Raw genomic sequence first — 20,637 nt, forward strand, 5'->3', positions numbered from 1 at the left:
GTGGTCTGCACGTCCGGATGGCGCCGCTTCAGCTCGCGGATCGACTCGATCGTGGCGATGCCGTCCTTGCGGGACTCCTCCTGACCCGTGCAGATGGTGAAGGTGAGGGTGTCGATGAGGATGTCCGACTCATGGATGCCCCAGTTGCCCGTGAGGTCGTCGATCAGCCGCTCGGCGATGGCGACCTTGTGCTCGACGCTGCGGGCCTGGCCCTCCTCGTCGATGGTCAGGGCGATCAGGGCGGCGCCGTGCTCCTGGGCCAGCCGGGTGACCTTCGCGAAGCGGGACTCCGGGCCGTCGCCGTCCTCGTAGTTCACCGAGTTGATGACCGCCCGGCCACCCAGCTTCTCCAGACCCGCCCGGATGACCTCCACCTCCGTGGAGTCGAGCACGATGGGCAGGGTGGAGGCGGTGGCGAACCGGCCCGCGAGTTCCTCCATGTCGGCCACGCCGTCCCGGCCGACGTAGTCCACGCACAGGTCCAGCATGTGCGCGCCCTCGCGGATCTGGTCCCGCACCATCTCGACGCAGTCGTCCCAGCGCCCGTCGAGCATCGCCTCACGGAACTTCTTCGAACCGTTCGCGTTCGTCCGCTCACCGATCGCCAGGTACGCCGTGTCCTGCCGGAACGGGACGGTCTGGTAGAGCGAGGCGGCGCCCGGTTCCGGGCGGGGTTCGCGCACACCCGGAGTGAGTCCCCGGACCCGCTCGACGACCTGCCGCAGGTGCTCCGGAGTCGTACCGCAGCAGCCGCCGATGAGGGAGAGCCCGTACTCGCGGACGAAGGTCTCCTGGGCGTCGGCGAGCTCGGTGGGGCCGAGCGGGTAGTGGGCGCCGTCGGAGGTGAGGACGGGCAGGCCCGCGTTGGGCATACAGGACAACGGGATACGGGAGTGGCGGGCGAGGTAGCGCAGGTGCTCGCTCATCTCGGCGGGGCCGGTGGCGCAGTTCAGGCCGATCATGTCGATGCCCAGCGGCTCCAGGGCCGTCAGCGCGGCCCCGATCTCCGAGCCGAGCAGCATCGTGCCGGTGGTCTCGACGGTGACGGAGACGATGAGCGGCACGTCCGCGCCGAGGGCGTCGAGTGCGCGGCGGGCGCCGATGACGGACGCCTTGGTCTGGAGGAGGTCCTGGGTGGTCTCGACGAGCAGCGCGTCCGCGCCCCCGGCCAGGAGGCCCTCGGCGTTCCGCTGGTAGGAATCGCGCAGCAGCGGGTAGGGGGCGTGGCCGAGGGTGGGCAGCTTGGTGCCGGGGCCGATGGAGCCGAGGACCCAGCGCTGGCGTCCGGTGGAGGCGGTGAACTCGTCGGCGACCTCGCGGGCGATGCGCGCACCGGCCTCGGACAGCTCGTGGACCCGCTCGGGGATGTCGTACTCGCCCAGGGCGGCGTGGTTGGCGCCGAAGGTGTTGGTCTCGACGCAGTCCACGCCCGCGGCGAAGTACTCCTCGTGCACCGAGCGGACGATGTCGGGCCGGGTGACGTTGAGGATCTCGTTGCAGCCCTCGAGGTTCTGGAAGTCGTCGAGGGTGGGGTCCTGGGCCTGGAGCATGGTGCCCATGGCTCCGTCGGCGACGACGACCCGGCTGGCGAGTGCCTCACGGAGGGCTGCGGCGCGGGTCCGGCTGTCAGCGGAAGGGGTCGGCAACGAGGCCATGGATGAGCTCCCTGGGATGCGACGGCTGTCGGCTTTGCGCTCCCGGTGGAGGGCGCACGGGGCCAGCCTAACCGCGCCGGGGCCGGGGCGGACACGGTGTCCCACGGGGCGGACGGCATCCTGTGTCCGGGGACTCCCGGTCCGGCCCGTTCTTGTCCGACACTGTCATGTGTGATGCAAGGTCGGCATGGACCGATAGTGTTCAGCATTGTCGAACAAGGTAAGAGGGAGAAGGGCCGGGCGATGGCGAAGAACATCCAGTCGCTTGAACGGGCGGCGGCCATGCTGCGACTGCTCGCGGGCGGCGAGCGCCGGCTCGGCCTGTCGGACATCGCGTCCTCGCTCGGGCTCGCCAAGGGGACGGCCCACGGCATCCTGCGCACCCTCCAGGCGGAGGGCTTCGTGGAGCAGGAGGCGGCCTCGGGCCGCTACCAGCTCGGCGCGGAGCTGCTGCGGCTCGGCAACAGCTATCTGGACGTCCACGAACTGCGGGCGCGCGCCCTGGTCTGGACGGACGACCTGGCCCGGTCCAGCGGCGAGAGCGTGCACCTGGGGGTGCTGCACCAGCGGGGCGTGCTGATCGTGCACCACGTGTTCCGGCCGGACGACAGCAGGCAGGTCCTGGAGGTGGGGGCCATGCAGCCGCTGCACTCCACGGCGCTGGGCAAGGTCCTCTCGGCGTACGACCCGGTGGCGCACAGCGAGGTCGTGGAGGTCGAACGGGAGGCGTTCACCCCCCGGACCACGACGGCGCTGGCCGATGTCGAGGCGCTCCTCGACCTGACGCGGGCCCGGGGCTGGGCGGCGGACGTGGAGGAGACCTGGGAGGGCGTGGCGTCGGTGGCGGCGCCGATCCACGACCGGCGGCGGATGCCGGTGGGGGCGGTGGCGGTGACGGGCGCGGTGGAGCGGCTGTGCCCGTCGGGCGAGCTGCGCCCCGAGCTGGTGGCGGCGGTGCGGGACTGCGCCCGCGCGGTCTCGCGCGATCTGGGGGCCCGCCGCTTCTGACGATCCCGGGGGCACCGCTCCTGACGATCCGGCGTCCCCTCGCTCCCGATGATCCGGGGCCCGCCGCTCTCCGCGGCGCGGCGGCCCGTCACTCCCCTCGGTACGGCGTCCCTCACTCCCCGCGGCGCGGCGGCCCGTCACTCCCCTCGGTACGGCGTCCCTCGCTCCCCGCGGCACGGTGGCCCACCGCTCCCCGTAGCCCGGCGTCCGGCCGCTTCCGACGACCGGCGGACCGTCGGCTCCCGACGCTCCGGGGCCCGCCGCTCGCGGTGCCCGGGGCGCCCCGGACTCGCTGTCCTTTCCCACCCGACCCGCCGGTAACGATCCCGCCATCGGCGGGTTTTTCCCGTCCGGGAACCTTGACGCGCTGTTGACCCGAGGGAAAACTTCCGTTCATCGGTCGGCATTGCCGAACAACTAACGGCAATAAGCGCTAGAGTGTGGCAATGCCAAGGGCCGGTGACGCCCTCATACGAGGGTGCGGACCACCGGAGGGACCCGGGGTCCGCCTTCCCCTGGACGAAGGACAAAGGAGTCGCGGGTGTCCAGCTCCGACATCTTCTTCGGCGAGACCATCGGTACCGCCGTACTCATTCTGCTCGGCGGCGGCGTGTGCGCCGCCGTGACGCTCAAGGGCTCCAAGGCCCGCAACGCGGGCTGGCTCGCGATCACCTTCGGGTGGGGCTTCGCCGTCATGACTGCCGTCTACATGACCGCTTCCCTCTCGGGAGCCCATCTGAACCCCGCCGTCACGGTGGGAATCGCCCTCAAGGACGGGGAGTGGGGCGACGTCCCCGTCTACTTCGCGGGGCAGCTGCTCGGCGCGATGATCGGCGCGACCCTCGTCTGGCTGGCCTACTACGGACAGTTCCAGGCCCACCTCACCGACCCCGAGGCCGCCGCCGGGAAGCCGATCGAGGGCCCCGGCCCGGTGCTCGGCATCTTCTCCACCGGCCCCGAGATCCGGAACACCTGGCAGAACCTCACCACCGAGATCATCGGCACCACCGTGCTCGTACTGGCCGTGCTCACCCAGGGCCTCAACGACAGCGGCAAGGGCCTCGGCGTCCTCGGCGCCCTGATCACCGCGTTCGTCGTGGTCTCCATCGGCCTCTCGCTGGGCGGCCCGACCGGCTACGCGATCAACCCGGCCCGCGACCTCGGCCCGCGCATCGTGCACGCCCTGCTCCCGCTGCCGAACAAGGGCGGCTCCGACTGGAGCTACGCCTGGATCCCGGTCGCCGGTCCCCTGATCGGTGGCGCCCTCGCCGCGGGTATCTACACCCTCGCGTTCGCCTGAGCCGTCCTCCCCCAGACTTCCCCAGGAGCACACCGTGACCGACGCACACACCTCCGGCCCCTTCATCGCGGCCATCGACCAGGGCACCACCTCCTCCCGCTGCATCGTCTTCGACAAGGACGGCCGGATCGTCTCGGTCGACCAGAAGGAGCACGAGCAGATCTTCCCGAAGCCGGGCTGGGTCGAGCACGACGCCGCCGAGATCTGGGCCAACGTCCAGGAGGTCGTCGCGGGCGCCCTCACCAAGGGCGGCATCGCCGCCGCCGACGTCAAGGCCATCGGCATCACCAACCAGCGCGAGACCACGCTGCTCTGGGACAAGAACACCGGCGAGCCCGTCCACAACGCCCTCGTCTGGCAGGACACCCGCACCGACGCCCTCTGCAAGGAACTCGGCCGCAACGTCGGGCAGGACCGTTTCCGCCGCGAGACCGGACTCCCCCTCGCCTCGTACTTCTCCGGCCCCAAGGTCCGCTGGCTGCTCGACCACGTCGAGGGGCTGCGCGAGCGCGCCGAGCGCGGCGACATCCTCTTCGGCACCATGGACTCCTGGGTCATCTGGAACCTGACCGGCGGCACCGACGGCGGCGTCCACGTCACCGACGTCACCAACGCCTCGCGCACCATGCTGATGAACCTGCACACCATGGAGTGGGACGACAAGATCCTCCAGTCCATGGACATCCCGGCGGCCCTGCTGCCCGAGATCCGGTCCTCCGCCGAGGTCTACGGACGGGTCAGCGGCGGCGTCCTCGACGGCATCCCGGTCGCCTCCGCGCTCGGCGACCAGCAGGCCGCCCTGTTCGGGCAGACCTGTTTCGCCGAGGGCGAGGCCAAGTCGACGTACGGCACCGGCACCTTCATGCTGATGAACACCGGCGACAAGATCATCAACTCCTACAGCGGCCTGCTGACCACCGTCGGCTACCAGATCGGCGAGCAGAAGCCGGTCTACGCCCTGGAGGGCTCGATCGCCGTCACCGGTTCGCTGGTGCAGTGGATGCGCGACCAGATGGGCCTGATCAAGTCCGCCGCCGAGATCGAGACCCTCGCCTCCTCCGTCGAGGACAACGGCGGCGCCTACTTCGTACCGGCCTTCTCCGGCCTGTTCGCCCCCTACTGGCGCTCGGACGCGCGCGGTGTCATCGCCGGTCTCACCCGGTACGTCACCAAGGCGCACATCGCCCGTGCCGTCCTGGAGGCCACCGCCTGGCAGACCCGCGAGATCACCGACGCCATGACGAAGGACTCCGGCGTCGAGCTGACCGCCCTCAAGGTCGACGGCGGCATGACCTCCAACAACCTGCTGATGCAGACCCTCTCCGACTTCGTGGACGCCCCCGTCGTGCGCCCGATGGTCGCCGAGACCACCTGCCTCGGCGCCGCCTACGCCGCCGGTCTCGCCGTCGGCTTCTGGCCGGACACCGACGCGCTGCGCGCCAACTGGCGCCGGGCCGCGGAATGGACCCCTCGCATGGACGCCGACAGGCGCGACCGCGAGTACAAGAGCTGGCTCAAGGCCGTGGAGCGGACCATGGGCTGGATCGAGGACGAGGAGTAATTCACATGACCACCCTGCAGAGCGTCCCTGCCCTCGGGACGCACCCGGCGTCCGGCTCCCTCCCGAGCCGCGCCGAGACCCGGGACCGGCTTTCCAAGGCGACGTACGACCTCCTGGTGATCGGCGGCGGCATCCTGGGCATCTCCACCGCCTGGCACGCCGCGCAGTCGGGCCTGCGGGTGGCCCTGGTGGACGCCGGCGACTTCGCCGGCGCCACCTCCTCCGCCTCCTCGAAGCTGCTCCACGGCGGTCTGCGCTATCTGCAGACCGGCGCGGTGAAGCTGGTCGCGGAGAACCACTTCGAGCGGCGTGCGGTCTCCCGACAGGTGGCACCGCACCTCGCCAACCCCCTCACCTTCTACCTGCCCGTCTACAAGGGCGGCCCGCACGGCGCCGCCAAGCTCGGCGCGGGCGTCTTCGCCTACAGCGCCCTGTCCGCCTTCGGCGACGGCGTCGGCCACCTGCTCTCCCCCGCCAAGGCCGCGCAGGACGTGCCGGAACTGCGCACGGACGACCTCAGGGCCGTGGCCGTCTACGGCGACGACCAGATGAACGACGCCCGCATGGCCCTGATGACGGTCCGCGCGGCCGCCGACGCCGGAGCCACCGTCCTCAACCACGCCGAGGTCACCGGGCTCCGCTTCACCCGGGGCCGGGTCACCGGCGCCGAGCTGAGGGACCGCACCAGCGACGACGAGTTCGGCGTCACCGCCCGCCTCGTCCTCAACGCGACCGGCCCGTGGGTCGACCACCTGCGGAAGATGGAGGACCCCAACGCGGCCCCCTCCATCCGCCTCTCCAAGGGCGCGCACCTGGTCCTCAAGCGGACCTCACCGTGGAAGGCGGCCCTGGCCACCCCGATCGACAAGTACCGGATCACCTTCGCCCTCCCCTGGGAGGACATGCTGCTCCTCGGCACCACCGACGAGGAGTACGAGGGCGACCCCGGCCAGGTCGAGGTCACCGAGAAGGACACCGCCCAGATCCTGGACGAGGCCGCCTTCTCCATCCGCGACCAGCAGCTGTCCCGCGATCTGATCACCTACGCCTTCGCCGGTCTCAGGGTGCTGCCCGGCGGCCCCGGCGACACCTCCAAGGCCAAGCGCGAGACGGTCGTCACCGAGGGCCGCGGCGGCATGTTGTCGGTGGCCGGCGGCAAGTGGACGACCTTCCGCCACATCGGCCGTACGGTGATGAGGAAGCTGGAGCAGCTCCCCGGCCACCCGCTCGGCGAGGATCACGAGCCGGTGTCGGCGCTCCCGAAGCGGCTCCCGCTGCCCGGCATAGCCAACCCGAACGCGGTCGCGCACCGGCTGCTCGTCGACGGTCCGGCCCCCGGCCCCCGGATGGCCGCCGACACCGCCCGCCACCTGGCGACCCACTACGGCTCGCTCTCCTTCGACATCGCCCGGATGGCGAACGAGAACCCGGACCTCGCCCGCCGCGTCCACCCGGACGCGCCGGAGATCTGGGCCCAGGTCGCCTACGCCCGCGACCACGAGTGGGCGGAGACGGCGGACGACGTGCTGCGCCGACGGACCACGCTGACCGTCCGCGGTCTCGCCACCGACGAGATCCGCGCCGAAGTCGAGGCGATGCTGCGGAAGTAGCCTCCGGCGGCAACTCCCGCACACCCAGGGGCGGTTCCTCGTCGAGGAGCCGCCCCTGCGGCACGCCACACGCCGTCCACACGCCCGCAACACTCCGCGCGCACAGTGGGAGCCATGAAATTCCAGGTGCTCACGATCGTCCACCACTCGCCGCACCCGCTGACCGGCGAACTCCTTTCCCCGGCCGACCGCGTCGAGCAGGTCGTCACGCTCGGCGAGGCCGCCGAGCGGCTCGGCTTCGACGCGTACGCGGTCGGCGAGCGGCACGCGGGCCCGTTCCTCTCCTCCGCCCCGACCGTGCTGCTCGCCGCGCTCGCCGCCCGCACCACCCGCATCAGGCTGCTCACCGGTGTCACGGTGGTCGCGATCCTCGATCCGGTCCGGGTCGCCGAGGACTACGCGACCCTGGACCAGCTCTCCCGGGGCAGGCTGGAACTCGTCGTCGGCAAGGGCGCGGAGGCCGGTCACTTCGACCTCTTCGGTCTCGACGAGGAGCGGCAGTGGGACCTCCAGAAGGAGAAGTACGAGCTGCTGCGCAGGCTCTGGTCGGAGGAGGGCGTCGACTGGGAGGGCGAGTTCCGGCCCGCGCTGAAGAACGTGACCACGGTCCCGCGTCCGTACGCGGGTCCGCCCCGGATCTGGCACGGCTCGGCCACCAGCCTCCACTCCCCCGAACTGGCCGCGAAGCACGGCGACCCGCTGTTCACCGCCAACGCGATCCAGCCCCGCGAGGCGTACGCGAAGCTCATCGCGCACTACCGCGAGAAGTTCGAGGAGTACGGCCACGACCCGGCCCACGCGCGCGTGGCGGCCGGTTCCGGGGGGCTGCTCATCGCCGACACCGCCGAGGGGGCGGTCACCCGCTACAAGGAACTGTACGAGGCGAAGGTCCGGCAGAGCTACCGGCCGCACCTCGCGGGGAAGACCGGGTACAACACCCCGTTCCGCACGATCGAGGAAGCCATCGCGGGCGGCCCGCAGCTGATCGGCTCGCCGCAGCAGATCATCGACAAGCTCCTCGGCTACCACGAGCACTACGGGCACGACCTGCAGTCCGTCACCGTCGACGCCTTCGGCCAGTCGACGGCCGAGCAGATCGAGACCCTCCAGCGCTTCGCCGAGGAGATCGCGCCCGTGGTCCGGAGGGAGGCGCCCAGCACTCTCTGGGAGGAGTGATCCCGCCGTGTGCGGAGCCGGGTTCCTGGGTAGTCGATCAAGGCCGCACGGGTTTTCGGGGGTGCCCCGGGGCTGCGGGCGGACCTCCGGAAAGCCGTAAGGTTGGTCCGTTACGACAGGAACTTCGAGAAGGAGGCGCTGGGTGATCGAGCTCGAGGGGGTACCCGAGCTGGTCGACCCGGTCATGGTGGCCGCGTTCGAAGGCTGGAACGACGCCGGCGACGCCGCCTCCACCGCGGTCGCCCATCTGCACCGGGAATGGAAGGGCGAGGTGTTCGCGGCGCTGGACGCCGAGGACTACTACGACTTCCAGGTCAACCGGCCCACGGTCTTCCTGGAGAACGGCGTACGGAAGATCACCTGGCCGACGACCCGCCTCTCCGTGGTCCGGGTCGGCGGCGACAAGCCCCGCGACCTGGTCCTGGTCCGAGGCATCGAGCCGTCGATGCGCTGGCGCTCCTTCTGCAACGAGCTGCTCGCCTTCGCGCACGAACTGGGCGTCGAGATGGTCGTCATCCTGGGCGCCCTGCTCGGGGACACCCCGCACACCCGGCCGGTGCCGGTCAGCGGTGTGACCTCCGACCCGGACCTGGCCCGGACGATGGACCTGGAGGAGACGCGGTACGAGGGGCCGACGGGCATCGTCGGCATCCTCCAGGAGGCGTGCACGCACGCGGGTGTGCCCGCCGTCAGCCTGTGGGCCGCGGTGCCGCACTACGTGTCGCAGCCGCCGAACCCGAAGGCCACGCTGGCGCTCCTCAACCGGCTGGAGGACCTGATCGGGATGCGCGTGCCGCTGGGCGAGCTGCCCGAGGACGCGCGGGCCTGGCAGGTCGGGGTGGACCAGCTGGCCGCCGAGGACAGCGAGGTCGCCGAGTACGTGCAGACCCTGGAGGAGGCCCGGGACACGGCGGAGCTGCCGGAGGCCTCGGGCGAGGCCATCGCCAGGGAGTTCGAGCGGTATCTGCGGCGGCGCGAGCCGGGCGCGGGGCCGGGGTCCGGTCCCGGAGTGGCCACGGACGGCGGCGACTCGGTGTTCCTGCGGGACAGCGGCGGTGGCCGGACGCGCCCGCCGAAGCCCGAGAAGCCGGAGCGGCCGGGCCCGGAGCCGGTGCCGGGCGCCGAGTCCGCGCCGGACGCGAACGCCGGGAACGGCGGCACGGACGCCGGGAACGCCGGGGACGGCCCGGCGGACGGTCCGGGCGGAGCCCCGGAGGGACCGGAGGCGACGGACGGGAGCCCCGGGGCTCCGGACGGAACCGGGGACTCCGGTGACGGGCCGCCGGACGTGCCGGACGGCGGGTCCGAGGAGAAGTAGCCGCCCCCGAGCGGCGGACGTGCGGGAGGGGTGCCCCGGTGGACCGGGGCACCCCTCCCGTCCGTTCGGGTCGGGCGCGTGGAACCGGGCCGCCGCCCGGTCACCGTGGCCGCCGCCCCTCGACGTGGTTCCGTCGGTACCGGCCGTCGCGTGGTGCCGGGTCCGGCGGAGGCCGTGAGGCGACCGCGGCTCTCGGGGTGGCGGGACGGGAAGCGACCGCCCCCGGACTTCGCACGGAAGTCCGGGGGCGGTCGCGCAAAAGGAGTCGAACCCTCCCGGCGGCTGTCGGCGGGGCTACAGGGCGACGCCGAGGAGCGCGTCGACGGCCCGGGAGACCAGGCCGGGGGCGGAATCGTCGGTGCCGCCCCCGGACTCCTGGAGCGCGGCCCAGCGGTCGACCGCGGCGAGCGCGGCCGGGGCGTCGAGGTCGTCGGAGAGCGCCTCGCGCAGCTCCTCGACGAGCGCGTCGGCGGACGGGCCGTCGGGCCGGGAGACGGCGGCGCGCCAGCGGCCGAGACGCTCCACGGCGTCCTGGAGGACCCGGTCGGTCCACTCCCAGTCGGCGCGGTAGTGGCGCGAGAGGAGCGCGAGGCGGATGGCGGCCGGGTCGACGCCGTCCCGGCGGAGCCGCGAGACGAAGACCAGGTTGCCCCGGGACTTGGACATCTTCTCGCCGTCGAGGCCGACCATGCCCGCGTGGACGTACGCCTTGGCCATGGGGAACTCGCCGGTGAGCGCCTGGGCGTGGGAGGCGCCCATCTCGTGGTGCGGGAAGATCAGGTCGGAGCCGCCGCCCTGCACGTCGAAGCCCATGCCGAGGTGGTCGAGGGCGATGGCGACGCACTCGATGTGCCAGCCGGGGCGTCCGGCGCCGAGGCTGGCGCCGTCCCAGCTGGGGTCGCCCTCGCGGGCGGCCATCCAGAGCATCGGGTCGAGCGGGTTCTTCTTGCCGGGGCGGTCGGGGTCGCCGCCGCGCTCGGCCGACAGGTGCCGCATCAGCTCGGTGCTGTAGTGCGAGACCCCGCCGAAGTGCGGGTCGGCGTCGACCGAGAAGTAGATGTCGCCGTCGAGCTCGTAGGCCGCTCCCGCGTCCCGCAGCCGCTCGACCAGCGGAACGATGCCGGGTATGGCCTCGACGGCCCCGACGTACTGCTTCGGCGGGAGCATCCGCAGGGCTGTCATGTCCTCGCGGAAGAGGGCGGTCTCGCGCTCGGCGAGGCCGACCCAGTCGACGCCGTCGCGGATCGCGCGCTCCAGGAGCGGGTCGTCCACGTCCGTCACGTTCTGGACATAGTGCACCTGCCGCTTGGTGTCGAGCCACACGCGCTGAACGAGGTCGAACGCGTTGTAGGTCGCCGCGTGACCCATATGGGTCGCGTCGTACGGCGTGATGCCGCAGACGTAGATACGGGCGACGGGGCCGGGGGCGAGGGTCACTCGTCCGCCGGTCGCGGTGTCGTGGATCTGGAGGTCGCGGCCCTTGCCAGGAAGGGCGGGGACCTCAGAAGCGGGCCAGGCATACATGACCCGAGCGTAACCGGACAGGTGTTCCGGATACGAACCGGATGCGGGATCTTGACCGATTAGGCGCTCTTGCGGGTCAGAGGCGCTCATGCATACCCCCCAGGGGTGCCGGACGCCTCCACGCGTGCTGGCTGAAACGTTTCGGTCGGCTCAGACCGGCGGCCAGGGGATCGCGGGCCACTCCCCGGAGGGCTCCGGGTGCCGCCCCGAGGCCCGCAGGGCCGCCACGCGCGCGCGTACGGCCGCCACCTCGGCGCCGGTCAGCAGTTCCGCCAGGCGGGTGGCGAGCGGCGCTCCCGGCGCGAGGGAGCCGTCGAGCCCCGCCAGTACCCCGGCCGTCTCGGCGGGCAGTTCCTCGCCCGCCCAGCCCCACAGCAGGGTGCGCAGCTTGTCGTCGACGTGGAAGGTGACCCCGTGGTCGATGCCGTAGAGGTGCCCGTCGGGGGCGGGCAGCAGATGTCCGCCCTTCCGGTCACTGTTGTTGATGACCGCGTCCAGGACGGCGAGCCGCCGCAGCCCGGGGGTGTCGGCGTGGACCAGGAGCGCGGTCCGGCCCTCGCCCACCTGGGCGGGTCCGACGCCCTTCCAGCCCTCGCCCGGCTCGTCGTCCTCGGTGAGGGCGAGCAACCGGGCCGCCGGGTCGGCCTCGATCCACAGCTGGACCATGCCCTCCCCGTAGGGCCCGTCACGGAGCACGGTCGGCGGGACCAGGCCCCAGCCGGTGGCCTCGGAGACCTCGTACGCGGCGACCTCCCGCTGCGCGAGGGTGCCGTCGGGGAAGTCCCACAGCGGGCGCTCCCCGGCGACCGGCTTGTAGACGCAGGCCGCCTCCCGGCCGCCGTACGCGACGGAGCAGTACAGGACGGCGTTGGACGCCTCGCGGACCCGGCCGCGCACGGTCAGCTCACCTCGGGCGAGCAGTTCGGCGTCGTCGGGCGGCGTCGGGGTGCTGCTCATGCTCCGCGGCGGTATCCGTTCTGGCGCGGGCAGACGTGGCCCTCGGGGTCGAGCGGGAGGCTGCACAGCGGGCACGGCGGGCGGCCCGCGTTGACGACGTCCAGGGCCCGCTTGGCGAAGGCCCGCGCCTGGCCGCCGCTGAGGCGGACGCGGAGCATCGGCGGGCCGTTCTCCTCGTCCTGGAGCAGCCGCTCCTCGGCCTCGGCGAGGTCCTCCTCGGACTCCACGTCCAGCTCGACGAGCGCCTGCGCCTCGACGATCATGCGCTGTTCCTCGCCGTCCCAGGCGAGGGCCATGGTGCCGACCCGGAACTCCTCGTCGACGGGTACGTCGAGGGGGGCGGTGTCCGTCACCTCGGCGGGGGCGACGGCCGGGACCGGGGCGTTGCCCCCGGTGCGGCGCACGACCTCGTCGAGGAGTTCGTCCATGCGCTCGGCGAGTGCGGCGACCTGTGTCTTCTCCAGGGCGACGCTGGTGACCCGACCGCCGGCCGAGGCCTGGAGGAAGAAGGTACGGCGGCCAGGCAGCCCGACCGTACCGGCCACGAAACGCTCCGGTGGGTCGTAGAGGAACACCTGACGGGACACGTTCCCGGCTCCCTTGCGGCTCGACGGTCGTAACGACAACGGCGCGTCCACCCTACTGCGCGGAAGGATCAGGGTGCGCCCGCACCGCCCCCGACGGCGGCCGTCCCGCTGTGATCCGTGTGCTCGCGGGGCCCGAATCCGGCGAAGTCGCCCGTGTCTCCGAGGCGGAGGAGGAAGGGGCGGGTCCGGGTCCAGCGGATCACCGTGACCGAGCAGGGGTCCACGTGGACGCGCTGGAAGAGGTCGAGGTGGAGGCCGAGGGCGTCCGCCACGACGGACTTGACGATGTCGCCGTGCGAGCACATCAGGTAGCAGGCGTCCTCGCCGTGCTCGGCGTCGATCCGCGCGTTCCAGTCGTGGACGGCGTCGACGGCCCTGGCCTGCATCGCGCGCATGGACTCACCGCCGGGGAAGGCGGCGGCGGAGGGGTGCGCCTGGACGATCTCCATCAGGGGTTCGTCGTTCAGCTCGGCCAGCTTGCGGCCCGACCAGTCGCCGTAGTCGCACTCGTTGATCCGGTCCTCGACGTGCAGGGGAAGGCCGGGGCGGGCTTCCAGGAGCGGCCGGACGGTCTCCCGGCAGCGCTGGAGGGGGCTGGAGACGACGGCGGCGAGCGGGACGTCCGCGAGGCGCCCGGGGAGCGCGGCGGCCTGCGCGGCCCCGCGCTCGTCGAGGGCGATCCCGGGCGTGCGCCCGGCGAGGAGCCCGGAGGTGTTGGCGGTGGAGCGTCCGTGCCGGACGAGGATCAGCGTGGCCATGACCGCCAGCCTAGGCGGTACCCGGCCGGACCGGAGGCGGGTGCCCGGAGGGCGGTTCCGGGGCCGTACGGGAAGGGGTACGGGTCCGGCCGGGGTGACCGCACGAGGGCCGCACCGGGCCGCCGTGACGGCGGCGCGGGTCCGGCCGCGCGTTCCGGGCGGGGCCCGTCCGTGCCGGGCACGCGCGCGGCGGAGACGACGGATCCGAGCGGGGCGGCGCGCGTATGCCCGGCGGAGACGGTTCCCCGATGTTCCGCATGTTCCGCTGGACCCGGGCCCGCGCGGGCCCGGGTCCAGCGGGCCGTCGTACGCGCGCGTGGCCGGGACCGCGTGAACTCCCCTCCCGGCTCGGAGAGGCGGTCGCACGCGCGCGGGGCGGGGGGCGTCCGTCGTACGCGTGCGTGGCGGGGACGTTTCGGGGGAGAATGCCCCGCGTGATCGTGGACTCAGCCATCTACCGCGACGGGCACCGCACGGACGGGCCCGCCGACCTCTCCGACGCCCTGGCGGAGGCGCGGGCCGCCGGGGACGCCTTCCTGTGGGTGGGGCTCCACGAGCCCACGGCGGCGGAGTTCGGCCATGTCGCCTCGGAGTTCGCGCTGCACCCGCTGGCCGTCGAGGACGCCCTCAAGGCCCATCAGCGGCCCAAGCTGGAGGTCTACGACGACTCGCTGTTCGCGGTCCTCAAGCCCGTCGTGTACGAGCCGGAGAGCGACCGGGTCACCTCCGGCGAGCTGATGCTGTTCATGGGCGACTCCTTCGTGGTGACCGTCCGGCACGGCTGCGGCGCGCCCCTCACGGAGGTCCGCCGTCGGCTGGAGGACGACCCCGGCGTCCTGAAGCACGGCCCGACGGCGGTGCTGTACGCGGTGAGCGACGCGATCGTGGACCACTACCTCGACGTGGCGACCGAGCTCCAGGTGGACCTGGAGGAGCTGGAGACGGACGTCTTCGCGCCCTCCGGGAACAGTCCGACGAACAACACCGCCGAGCGGATCTACACGGCGAAACGGCAGGTCCTGGAGTTCCGCCGGGCCGCCGGGCCGCTCGCGGGACCGATGGCCCGGCTGACGGCCGGTTCGGTGCCGTTCGTGAACGAGCCCGCGCGGCCCTTCTTCCGGGACGTCGACGACCACCTGCTGCGGGCCAACGAGCAGGTGGAGGGACTCGACCGGCTGCTCTCGGACATGCTGTCGGCGCATCTGGCGCAGATGGGGGTGCGGCAGAACGACGACATGCGGAAGATCTCGGCGTGGGCGGCCATGGCCGCCGTGCCGACGATGGTCGCGGGCGTCTACGGGATGAACTTCGACCACATGCCGGAGCTGCACTGGGTGTGGTCGTACCCGGCGGTGCTCTGTCTGATGGCGGGGATCGTCATGGGGCTGTACCGGACGTTCAAGCGGCGCGGCTGGATGTGAGGCGCCCGGCCCCGGGGTCTCAGCAGGCGGGCGCGGGGACGGCGGGACCGCCGAGGGCGTCGAGCCGCTCGGGCGTCCTCAGGCCGACCATCCGGTGCCATCCGGCCGCCCGCTCGTAGGCGTACATCGCGTGGATGCCCGCGGCGAGGACGGCCGCCTTGGGGCGGGACCAGCCCAGGACCCTGCCCATGTGGCCCATCACGGCGAGGCTCACGTCCCGGTAGACCCGGATCTCGACGAGCGCGGACTCGCGCAGGGTCCGCTGGATGAGGCGCCCGTGGCCCGCGCGCGCGAGCCGGAGCAGTTCCTCGTGGCAGTAGGCGAGGTGGTTCGCCTCGTCGTCGTCGATCATGCGGATGGCCCGGCCCAGTTCTGGGTGGTCGCCGAAGTACGCGACGAGCATGTCCATCTGGTCGGCGGCGCGCTGCTCGGTGACCCTGCTGTGCGCGAGGTAGACGATCACGTCCTCCTCGGTCAGCGGCTCGTCCCGGCGCAGCTTGTCGTGGGTGAGCCCGATGCCGCGCCGTTCGAGGAGCATCGTGTAGTCGGTGTCCGGCGGTACGGGGACGGGTTCGAGGCCGCGCTTGCGCATCAGCGCGCGGAAGATCCGGCCGTGCTTGTCCTCGTCGGCGCCGTGCCGGACGATCTTGGGCGTGAGTTCCGCCATGCCGGGGGCGACGAGGGCCGCGATCCGGGCGTTCTCCCAGCCGCCCTGCGACTCGCCGCTCGCCGCGATCGAGCAGAAGAGCCGGAACGACTCGTCGTTGCCGATGATTTCCTGGAACAGGCCCTTGGCCGTGAGCATCGCCGCCACCTCCGTGCGGACGTCCGCGTTCCGTACGTCCGGAGGACCGAGTCAAATGCGGTCGGCACCCACGGGCAACAGGAGGGTTCCCGGGCTCGGCCGAAAGAGTGAGGCCCGGGGGCCGTAACCGGGGGCGCCGTGGAGCGTTGTGCTGGATGACGGCCGTGGCGGGGAAGACCCCCCGAGCCCCCACCACGGCCGCGGACCTCTCCCGCGCTCCCCGGTGTACGCGTACGCCGGGGAGCGCGGTGTGCCGGGGCCCGGGTCCCGCCGGACCCGGCCGATCCGCACCCCCTACGCCAGGCCCGCTCGCTCCATCGCCGTCACGCCCGCCCGCAGCGCCGTCAGCCGCTCGTCGAGGGTGAATCCGGCGGGGGCGAGGGTGAGGGTGGTGACGCCCGCCTCGGCGTAGGCCGTCATCCGCTCCGCGATCCGCTCGACCGGGCCGAGCAGGGCGGTCTGGTCGATCAGGCTGCGGGGCACGGCCGCCGCCGCGCCCGCCTTGTCGCCGGCCAGGTACTTGTCCTGGATCTCGGCGGCCTCCTTCTCGTACCCCATGCGCCCGGCGAGCTGGTGGTAGAAGTTCTGCCGACGGCTGCCCATGCCTCCGACGTACAGCGCCGTGTACGGGCGGAACACGTCGGCGAGGGCGTCCACGTCGTCGCCGAGGGCCAGCGGCACGGTCGGGCAGACGTCGAAGCCGTCCATCGTCAGACCGGCCTTCTCGCGGCCCGCCCGCAGCGGTCGCAGGGCCGTCTCCTCCAGGTGCTCGGCCGACGGGAAGATCAGCAGGGCGCCGTCGGCGATCTCGCCGGTCTGCTCCAGGTTCTTCGGGCCGATGGCCGCGATGTACAGCGGGATGCGCTCCCGCTCCGGGTGCACGGTCAGCTTGATGGGCTTGCCGGGCCCGCCGGGCAGCGGAAGGGTCCAGTGCTCGCCCTCGTGGGTGAGGCGCTCGCGGGACATCGCCTTGCGGACGATCTCGACGTACTCACGGGTCCTGGCCAGCGGCTTGTCGAACTTGACGCCGTACCAGCCCTCGGAGACCTGGGGGCCGGAGACGCCGAGGCCGAGGCGGAACCGGCCGCCGCTGAGCGAGTCGAGGGTGGCCGCGGTCATCGCCGTCATGGCGGGCTGCCGGGCCGGGATCTGCATGATCGCCGAGCCCACGTCGATCCGCTCGGTCCGCGCGGCGACCCAGGCGAGGACGGTGGGGGCGTCGGAGCCGTACGCCTCGGCGGCCCAGCACACGTCCAGGCCGAGCCGGTCCGCCTCCTGCGCGACGGCGAGGTTGTCGCCGTCCATGCCCGCACCCCAGTAGCCGAGATTGATGCCGAGCCGCATGTACACGCACCCCTTACCCATCGGTAACGTACCTGTGCGCCGGACTCTAGCGCGCTGCCGGGGCATCCGTCAGGGCGCGTTGTCCACAGGCTCTCTCCGCGTGGTGCCCTGGCCAGTACTCTCGCGCCCATGGAGCAGAGGCATCTCGGACGTACCGGCCTGCGCGTGTCGCGCCTCGGACTCGGCACCCTCACCTGGGGCCGGGACACCGACGAGCACGACGCCGCCGAGCAGTTGAAGGCGTTCTGGGACGCGGGCGGCACGCTCGTCGACACCGCCGACGTGTACGGCGGGGGCGAGGCCGAGTACCTGCTCGGGCGGCTGATGGAACGGCTCGTGTCCCGGCAGGACCTCGTCCTGTCGACCAAGGCGGGCAGCGTGCCGGACCCCGACCGGCGCACCGACGGCTCCCGGGGCCATCTGCTCGCCGCTCTCGACGCCTCCCTCGCCCGGCTCGGCACCGACCACGTGGACCTGTGGCAACTGCACGCCTACGACCCGCACACGCCCCTGGAGGAGTCGCTCCAGGCCCTCGACATCGCCGTGCGCAGCGGGCGGGCGCGGTACGCGGGCGTGGCCAACTTCTGCGGCTGGCAGCTCGCCAAGGCGGGCACCTGGCAGCTCGGCGGCGACCGGACCCGGCTCGCCGGGGCGCAGCTGGAGTACTCGCTGCTGCAGCGGGGCGTGGAGCGCGAGGTGCTGCCCGCGGCCCAGGACCTGGGCATAGGGCTGCTGCCCTCGTCGCCGCTCGGGCGCGGGGTCCTCACCGGCAAGTACCGGGGCGGGACGCCGACGGACTCGCGGGGCGCGTCGGAGACGATGGGGCCGTTCGTGGAGCCGTACCTCGACGACCCGGCGAGCCGGATCGTGGACGCGGTCGCGACGGCCGCCGACGGGCTCGCCACCACCCCGCTGCACGTGGCGCTCGCCTGGGTCCGCGACCGGCCGGGGGTGACCGCCCCGATCGTCGGCGCGCGCACGGCACGCCAGCTCACGGCCGCGTTGTCGGTGGAGACCCTTAGTCTTCCTGACGAGATCTGTCGGGCGCTGGACGATGTGTCGGCGCCCGTGCACCGCTATCCGGATCACGACTGGAGCACCTTGTGACCGAGCCTTCCGGGGAGACCGCACCCGAGGCACCCGAGTCCCTCGACGACACGGCACCCGCCGAGCACGCGCGGGAGACCACCGGGACCGGGGACACGCCGTCGGAGACCGAAGCCGGGGACGGACCGGGGTCCGCGCCGCCGGAGGCCGGACCCGAGGACGCGTCCTCGGAGGCCGACGCCCTGGACGGGGACGTGTCCTCGGTCCCCTCGGCCGAGGAGCCCGCGCCCGCGGGGACCGACACGGCGCCGAGGGACGGGACCGAAGAGGCACCGCCCGGGGGCGGGGCCGGGAGCGGGGACGCCCCGCCGGAGGCCGGGAGCGAGGGCGACGCGGGGAACGGGACCGGCGCGGCGGACACCGTTCCCGCCGGGGAGTCCGTCGACGTTCCCGCCGGGGAGTCCGTCACCCCGTCCGAGGGCACGGGCCCGCCCGAGCTGAGCGAGGCGCAGGCCGAGCTGGCCGCCCAGCGTGAGCTGCGGGCCAGGATCGAGGCGCGGAAGGCGGGCAAGGAGGGGACGCTCACGAGCGGCACCGGCCTCAGCGGCACGGCGGCCGACCTCCTCGCCGCCGTACGGGCCGTCGAGGGCGGCAAGGCCTCGGGCAGTGCCTTCTACGAGTCCCCCGAGCCCGCCCCCCGGCGCCCCGCCGCCGGACCCGGACCGGGCCCCGGCCCCGGCCCGACGGCCGCCCGCCCGCCCGCGCCCGCCCGCCCGTCCGCACCGGCGCCCGGCACCACCGACGCCGTCCGGGAGGTCCTGGCCAGGGGCGGCGCCCCCGAGGCGCTGGCCGGGCAGATCGCCGGGGCGTTCGGCGAAGGAGCAGCCGCCGCGCTGCTCGACGACCCCTGGCAACTGCTCGCCGTGCCCGGGGTGCGCCCCGAGCAGGCCGACGGCTTCGCGCGGGCGCTGCTCGGCCCCGCGTGCGCCCCCGACGACCCGCGCCGCGCCGTCGCCCTGACGGTGTGGCTCCTGGAGCGGGCCGCGCTCCGGGGCGACACCGCGCTGGAGGCCGGAGCGGTGCGCGCCGGGCTCGCCGGGCACCGGGTGCCCGATCCGGACGCGGCGGTCGAGGAGGCGGTCTCGGCGGGCGCGGTCCTCCTCTTCCAGGAGGAACCCCCCGAGGAGCCGGAGGGGGACGAGGAGCACGAGGACGGGGAGGGCGAGGAGTCCGCCGCGCCCCCCACCGAGGAGCCCGCCCCGCCCGCGCTGCTCGGACTCGACCGGTACGCGCTCGCGGAGGAGAGCCTCGCGGAGGGCCTCGCCCGGCTCGTCCGGACCGCGACGGCCGCCCCCTGGGACGGCTCCGAGCTGGAGCGCGCCGCCGGGGCGCACGGCCTGGTCCTGCACACGGGTGGCGAGGCCGCCCGGACCGAGCCGGTGGCCCTCGCGGCGGCGGCCCGCGCGCGCGGGCTGCGCGCTCTGGTCGCCGTCCACTCCGACGGCGGGCGCCGGGCGCTCGGCGACGGGGCGGCGGACGCGGTGACGGTGGCCGCGCTGCTCTCGGGGACGGCGGGGCCCGGCCGGGACGAGGACGGCGCCCTCTCCCTGGACCTCCTGGTGGTCCTGGACGCCCCGCAGCTGGACGTGGAGACCGCCGCGCTGCTCGTGGAGTCCCTCCCGGACGGCTGCCGTCTGGTGCTGGGGGGCGACCCGGAGGTGCTGGGCGCGCCCGGTGCCGGGCGGGTCTTCGCCGATGTGCTCGCGGCCCGGGTGTGCCCCCGGGTCGCCTCGCGGCTGCCCGACCCGGGGCCGCTCGGGGAACTGGTGTCGGGCATCGGCGCGGGCGAGCTGAACCAGGTGGAGGCGCCCGGCAAGGAGATCGTCATCGTCCCGGTGCGGGACGCGGGCGAGGCCGTGCACCGCACGGTCCAGCTGGTGGCCGACTCGGTGCCCAGGGCGATCGGGGTGCCGACGGAGCAGACGCAGGTGGTCACGGTCGGCCACGGCGGCTCGGCCGGTACGCGCGCGCTGAACGCCGCCCTGAAGCAGCGGCTCAACCCCGGGCCCGGCCGGTTCGGCGGCTACGACCCGGGCGACCGGGTGGCGTACGCCCCGGCGCCCGGCCTGACGGTGACGGGCACGGTCGTGGGAGCCGAGCCGGAGGGCCTGCGTCTGCGGTGCGGGGACGGGACTCCGGTGGTCCCCCGGGACCGGCTGGAGTCGGAGCTGCGGCACGGCTGGGCGCTCACGGCGCACCAGGCGGCCGGGGCGCGCTGGCCCGCGGTGGTCGTGGTGCTGCCCGGGGACGCCACCGGGGGGCTGAGCCGCCCGTGGGTGTACACGGCGTTCGGCCGGGCGGAGCGCCATCTGTCGGTCGTGCACGGCGTGGAGCAGGCGCTGCCCCGCGCGGTGGCCGAGGGCGTGGCCCCGGAGCGTACGACTCGGCTGCGACCGCTCCTGGAAGCGCTGCTGGCCGTAACGGAGGAGTAGGCCGCTCTTCCGGCCGCTCTTCCCGATCCCGGCCGGTCCGGGGCCCGGCAGGACACCCCGGAGCCCGGACCGGA

Annotated in this window: 16 protein-coding genes; 9 read left to right on the top strand and 7 right to left on the bottom strand. The window is 73.5% G+C overall.

Annotated features, from left to right (window positions below):
- Positions 1 to 1,655: homocysteine S-methyltransferase family protein (locus ACIO92_RS29035; RefSeq protein WP_401241079.1), on the bottom strand; the 1,655-nt coding region annotated here is incomplete at its 3' end.
- Positions 1,656 to 1,898: 243 nt separating this feature from the next.
- Here ACIO92_RS29035 and ACIO92_RS29040 point away from each other — a divergent pair.
- The 6 genes from ACIO92_RS29040 to ACIO92_RS29065 all read left to right on the top strand — a co-directional run bounded on the left by ACIO92_RS29040 (position 1,899) and on the right by ACIO92_RS29065 (position 9,628).
- A complete protein-coding gene (locus ACIO92_RS29040) occupies positions 1,899 to 2,663 on the top strand; it encodes an IclR family transcriptional regulator (RefSeq protein ID WP_351796588.1) in 765 nt (254 codons plus the stop codon).
- A 541-nt stretch (positions 2,664 to 3,204) separates the two neighbouring features.
- A complete protein-coding gene (locus tag ACIO92_RS29045; RefSeq protein WP_366444155.1) occupies positions 3,205 to 3,963 on the top strand; it encodes an MIP/aquaporin family protein in 759 nt (252 codons plus the stop codon).
- Positions 3,964 to 3,997: 34 nt separating this feature from the next.
- Entirely contained in the window at positions 3,998 to 5,524 is a 1,527-nt protein-coding gene (gene glpK / locus ACIO92_RS29050) for a glycerol kinase GlpK (protein WP_366444154.1), read from the top strand.
- A 5-nt stretch (positions 5,525 to 5,529) separates the two neighbouring features.
- On the top strand, positions 5,530 to 7,134 hold the full coding sequence (locus ACIO92_RS29055) for an FAD-dependent oxidoreductase (RefSeq protein WP_402283370.1): 1,605 nt from the start codon (positions 5,530 to 5,532) through the stop codon (positions 7,132 to 7,134).
- A gap of 114 nt (positions 7,135 to 7,248) precedes the next feature.
- On the top strand, positions 7,249 to 8,310 hold the full coding sequence (locus ACIO92_RS29060) for an LLM class flavin-dependent oxidoreductase (protein WP_366444151.1): 1,062 nt from the start codon (positions 7,249 to 7,251) through the stop codon (positions 8,308 to 8,310).
- Positions 8,311 to 8,452: 142 nt separating this feature from the next.
- Positions 8,453 to 9,628, top strand: coding sequence for a PAC2 family protein (locus ACIO92_RS29065; RefSeq protein WP_402283372.1), 1,176 nt, complete (start codon positions 8,453 to 8,455; stop codon positions 9,626 to 9,628).
- 294 nt (positions 9,629 to 9,922) lie between these two features.
- Here ACIO92_RS29065 and mshC read toward each other — a convergent pair whose 3' ends face one another.
- The 4 genes from mshC to ACIO92_RS29085 all read right to left on the bottom strand — a co-directional run bounded on the left by mshC (position 9,923) and on the right by ACIO92_RS29085 (position 13,454).
- Positions 9,923 to 11,152 carry a cysteine--1-D-myo-inosityl 2-amino-2-deoxy-alpha-D-glucopyranoside ligase gene (gene mshC, locus ACIO92_RS29070; RefSeq protein ID WP_402283374.1) on the bottom strand — a complete coding sequence of 410 codons (1,230 nt, stop codon included), beginning with the start codon at positions 11,150 to 11,152 and terminating at the stop codon, positions 9,923 to 9,925.
- Positions 11,153 to 11,302: 150 nt separating this feature from the next.
- Positions 11,303 to 12,109, bottom strand: coding sequence for an SCO1664 family protein (locus tag ACIO92_RS29075; RefSeq protein WP_366444148.1), 807 nt, complete (start codon positions 12,107 to 12,109; stop codon positions 11,303 to 11,305).
- A complete protein-coding gene (locus ACIO92_RS29080; protein ID WP_366444147.1) occupies positions 12,106 to 12,696 on the bottom strand; it encodes a DUF3090 domain-containing protein in 591 nt (196 codons plus the stop codon). The genes ACIO92_RS29075 and ACIO92_RS29080 overlap by 4 nt, the downstream gene beginning before the upstream one ends.
- A gap of 68 nt (positions 12,697 to 12,764) precedes the next feature.
- Complete coding sequence (locus ACIO92_RS29085) at positions 12,765 to 13,454, bottom strand: histidine phosphatase family protein (protein ID WP_366444146.1); 690 nt, start codon at positions 13,452 to 13,454, stop codon at positions 12,765 to 12,767.
- A gap of 425 nt (positions 13,455 to 13,879) precedes the next feature.
- On the opposite strand from ACIO92_RS29085, the gene ACIO92_RS29090 reads away from it, so the two are divergent.
- A complete protein-coding gene (locus ACIO92_RS29090) occupies positions 13,880 to 14,875 on the top strand; it encodes a magnesium and cobalt transport protein CorA (RefSeq protein ID WP_366444145.1) in 996 nt (331 codons plus the stop codon).
- A 19-nt stretch (positions 14,876 to 14,894) separates the two neighbouring features.
- On the opposite strand, the gene ACIO92_RS29095 is transcribed toward ACIO92_RS29090, so the two are convergent.
- Together ACIO92_RS29095 and ACIO92_RS29100 are read right to left on the bottom strand one after the other, a co-directional pair.
- A complete protein-coding gene (locus ACIO92_RS29095) occupies positions 14,895 to 15,680 on the bottom strand; it encodes a ferritin-like domain-containing protein (RefSeq protein WP_366444144.1) in 786 nt (261 codons plus the stop codon).
- Positions 15,681 to 15,974: 294 nt separating this feature from the next.
- The gene (locus ACIO92_RS29100) at positions 15,975 to 17,024 is read right to left on the bottom strand and encodes an LLM class F420-dependent oxidoreductase (RefSeq protein ID WP_351796622.1); all 1,050 of its coding nucleotides are present in this window, start codon (positions 17,022 to 17,024) and stop codon (positions 15,975 to 15,977) included.
- A gap of 129 nt (positions 17,025 to 17,153) precedes the next feature.
- Here ACIO92_RS29100 and ACIO92_RS29105 point away from each other — a divergent pair, with 129 nt between their 5' ends.
- Together ACIO92_RS29105 and ACIO92_RS29110 are read left to right on the top strand one after the other, a co-directional pair.
- A complete protein-coding gene (locus ACIO92_RS29105) occupies positions 17,154 to 18,131 on the top strand; it encodes an aldo/keto reductase (protein WP_366444143.1) in 978 nt (325 codons plus the stop codon).
- Positions 18,128 to 20,563, top strand: coding sequence for a helix-hairpin-helix domain-containing protein (locus ACIO92_RS29110; RefSeq protein WP_402283378.1), 2,436 nt, complete (start codon positions 18,128 to 18,130; stop codon positions 20,561 to 20,563). The genes ACIO92_RS29105 and ACIO92_RS29110 overlap by 4 nt, the downstream gene beginning before the upstream one ends.
- Positions 20,564 to 20,637 lie beyond the last annotated feature (74 nt).

Origin of the sequence: Streptomyces sp. NPDC087215, from assembly GCF_044744885.1 — a bacterium.
Classification (GTDB): domain Bacteria; phylum Actinomycetota; class Actinomycetes; order Streptomycetales; family Streptomycetaceae; genus Streptomyces.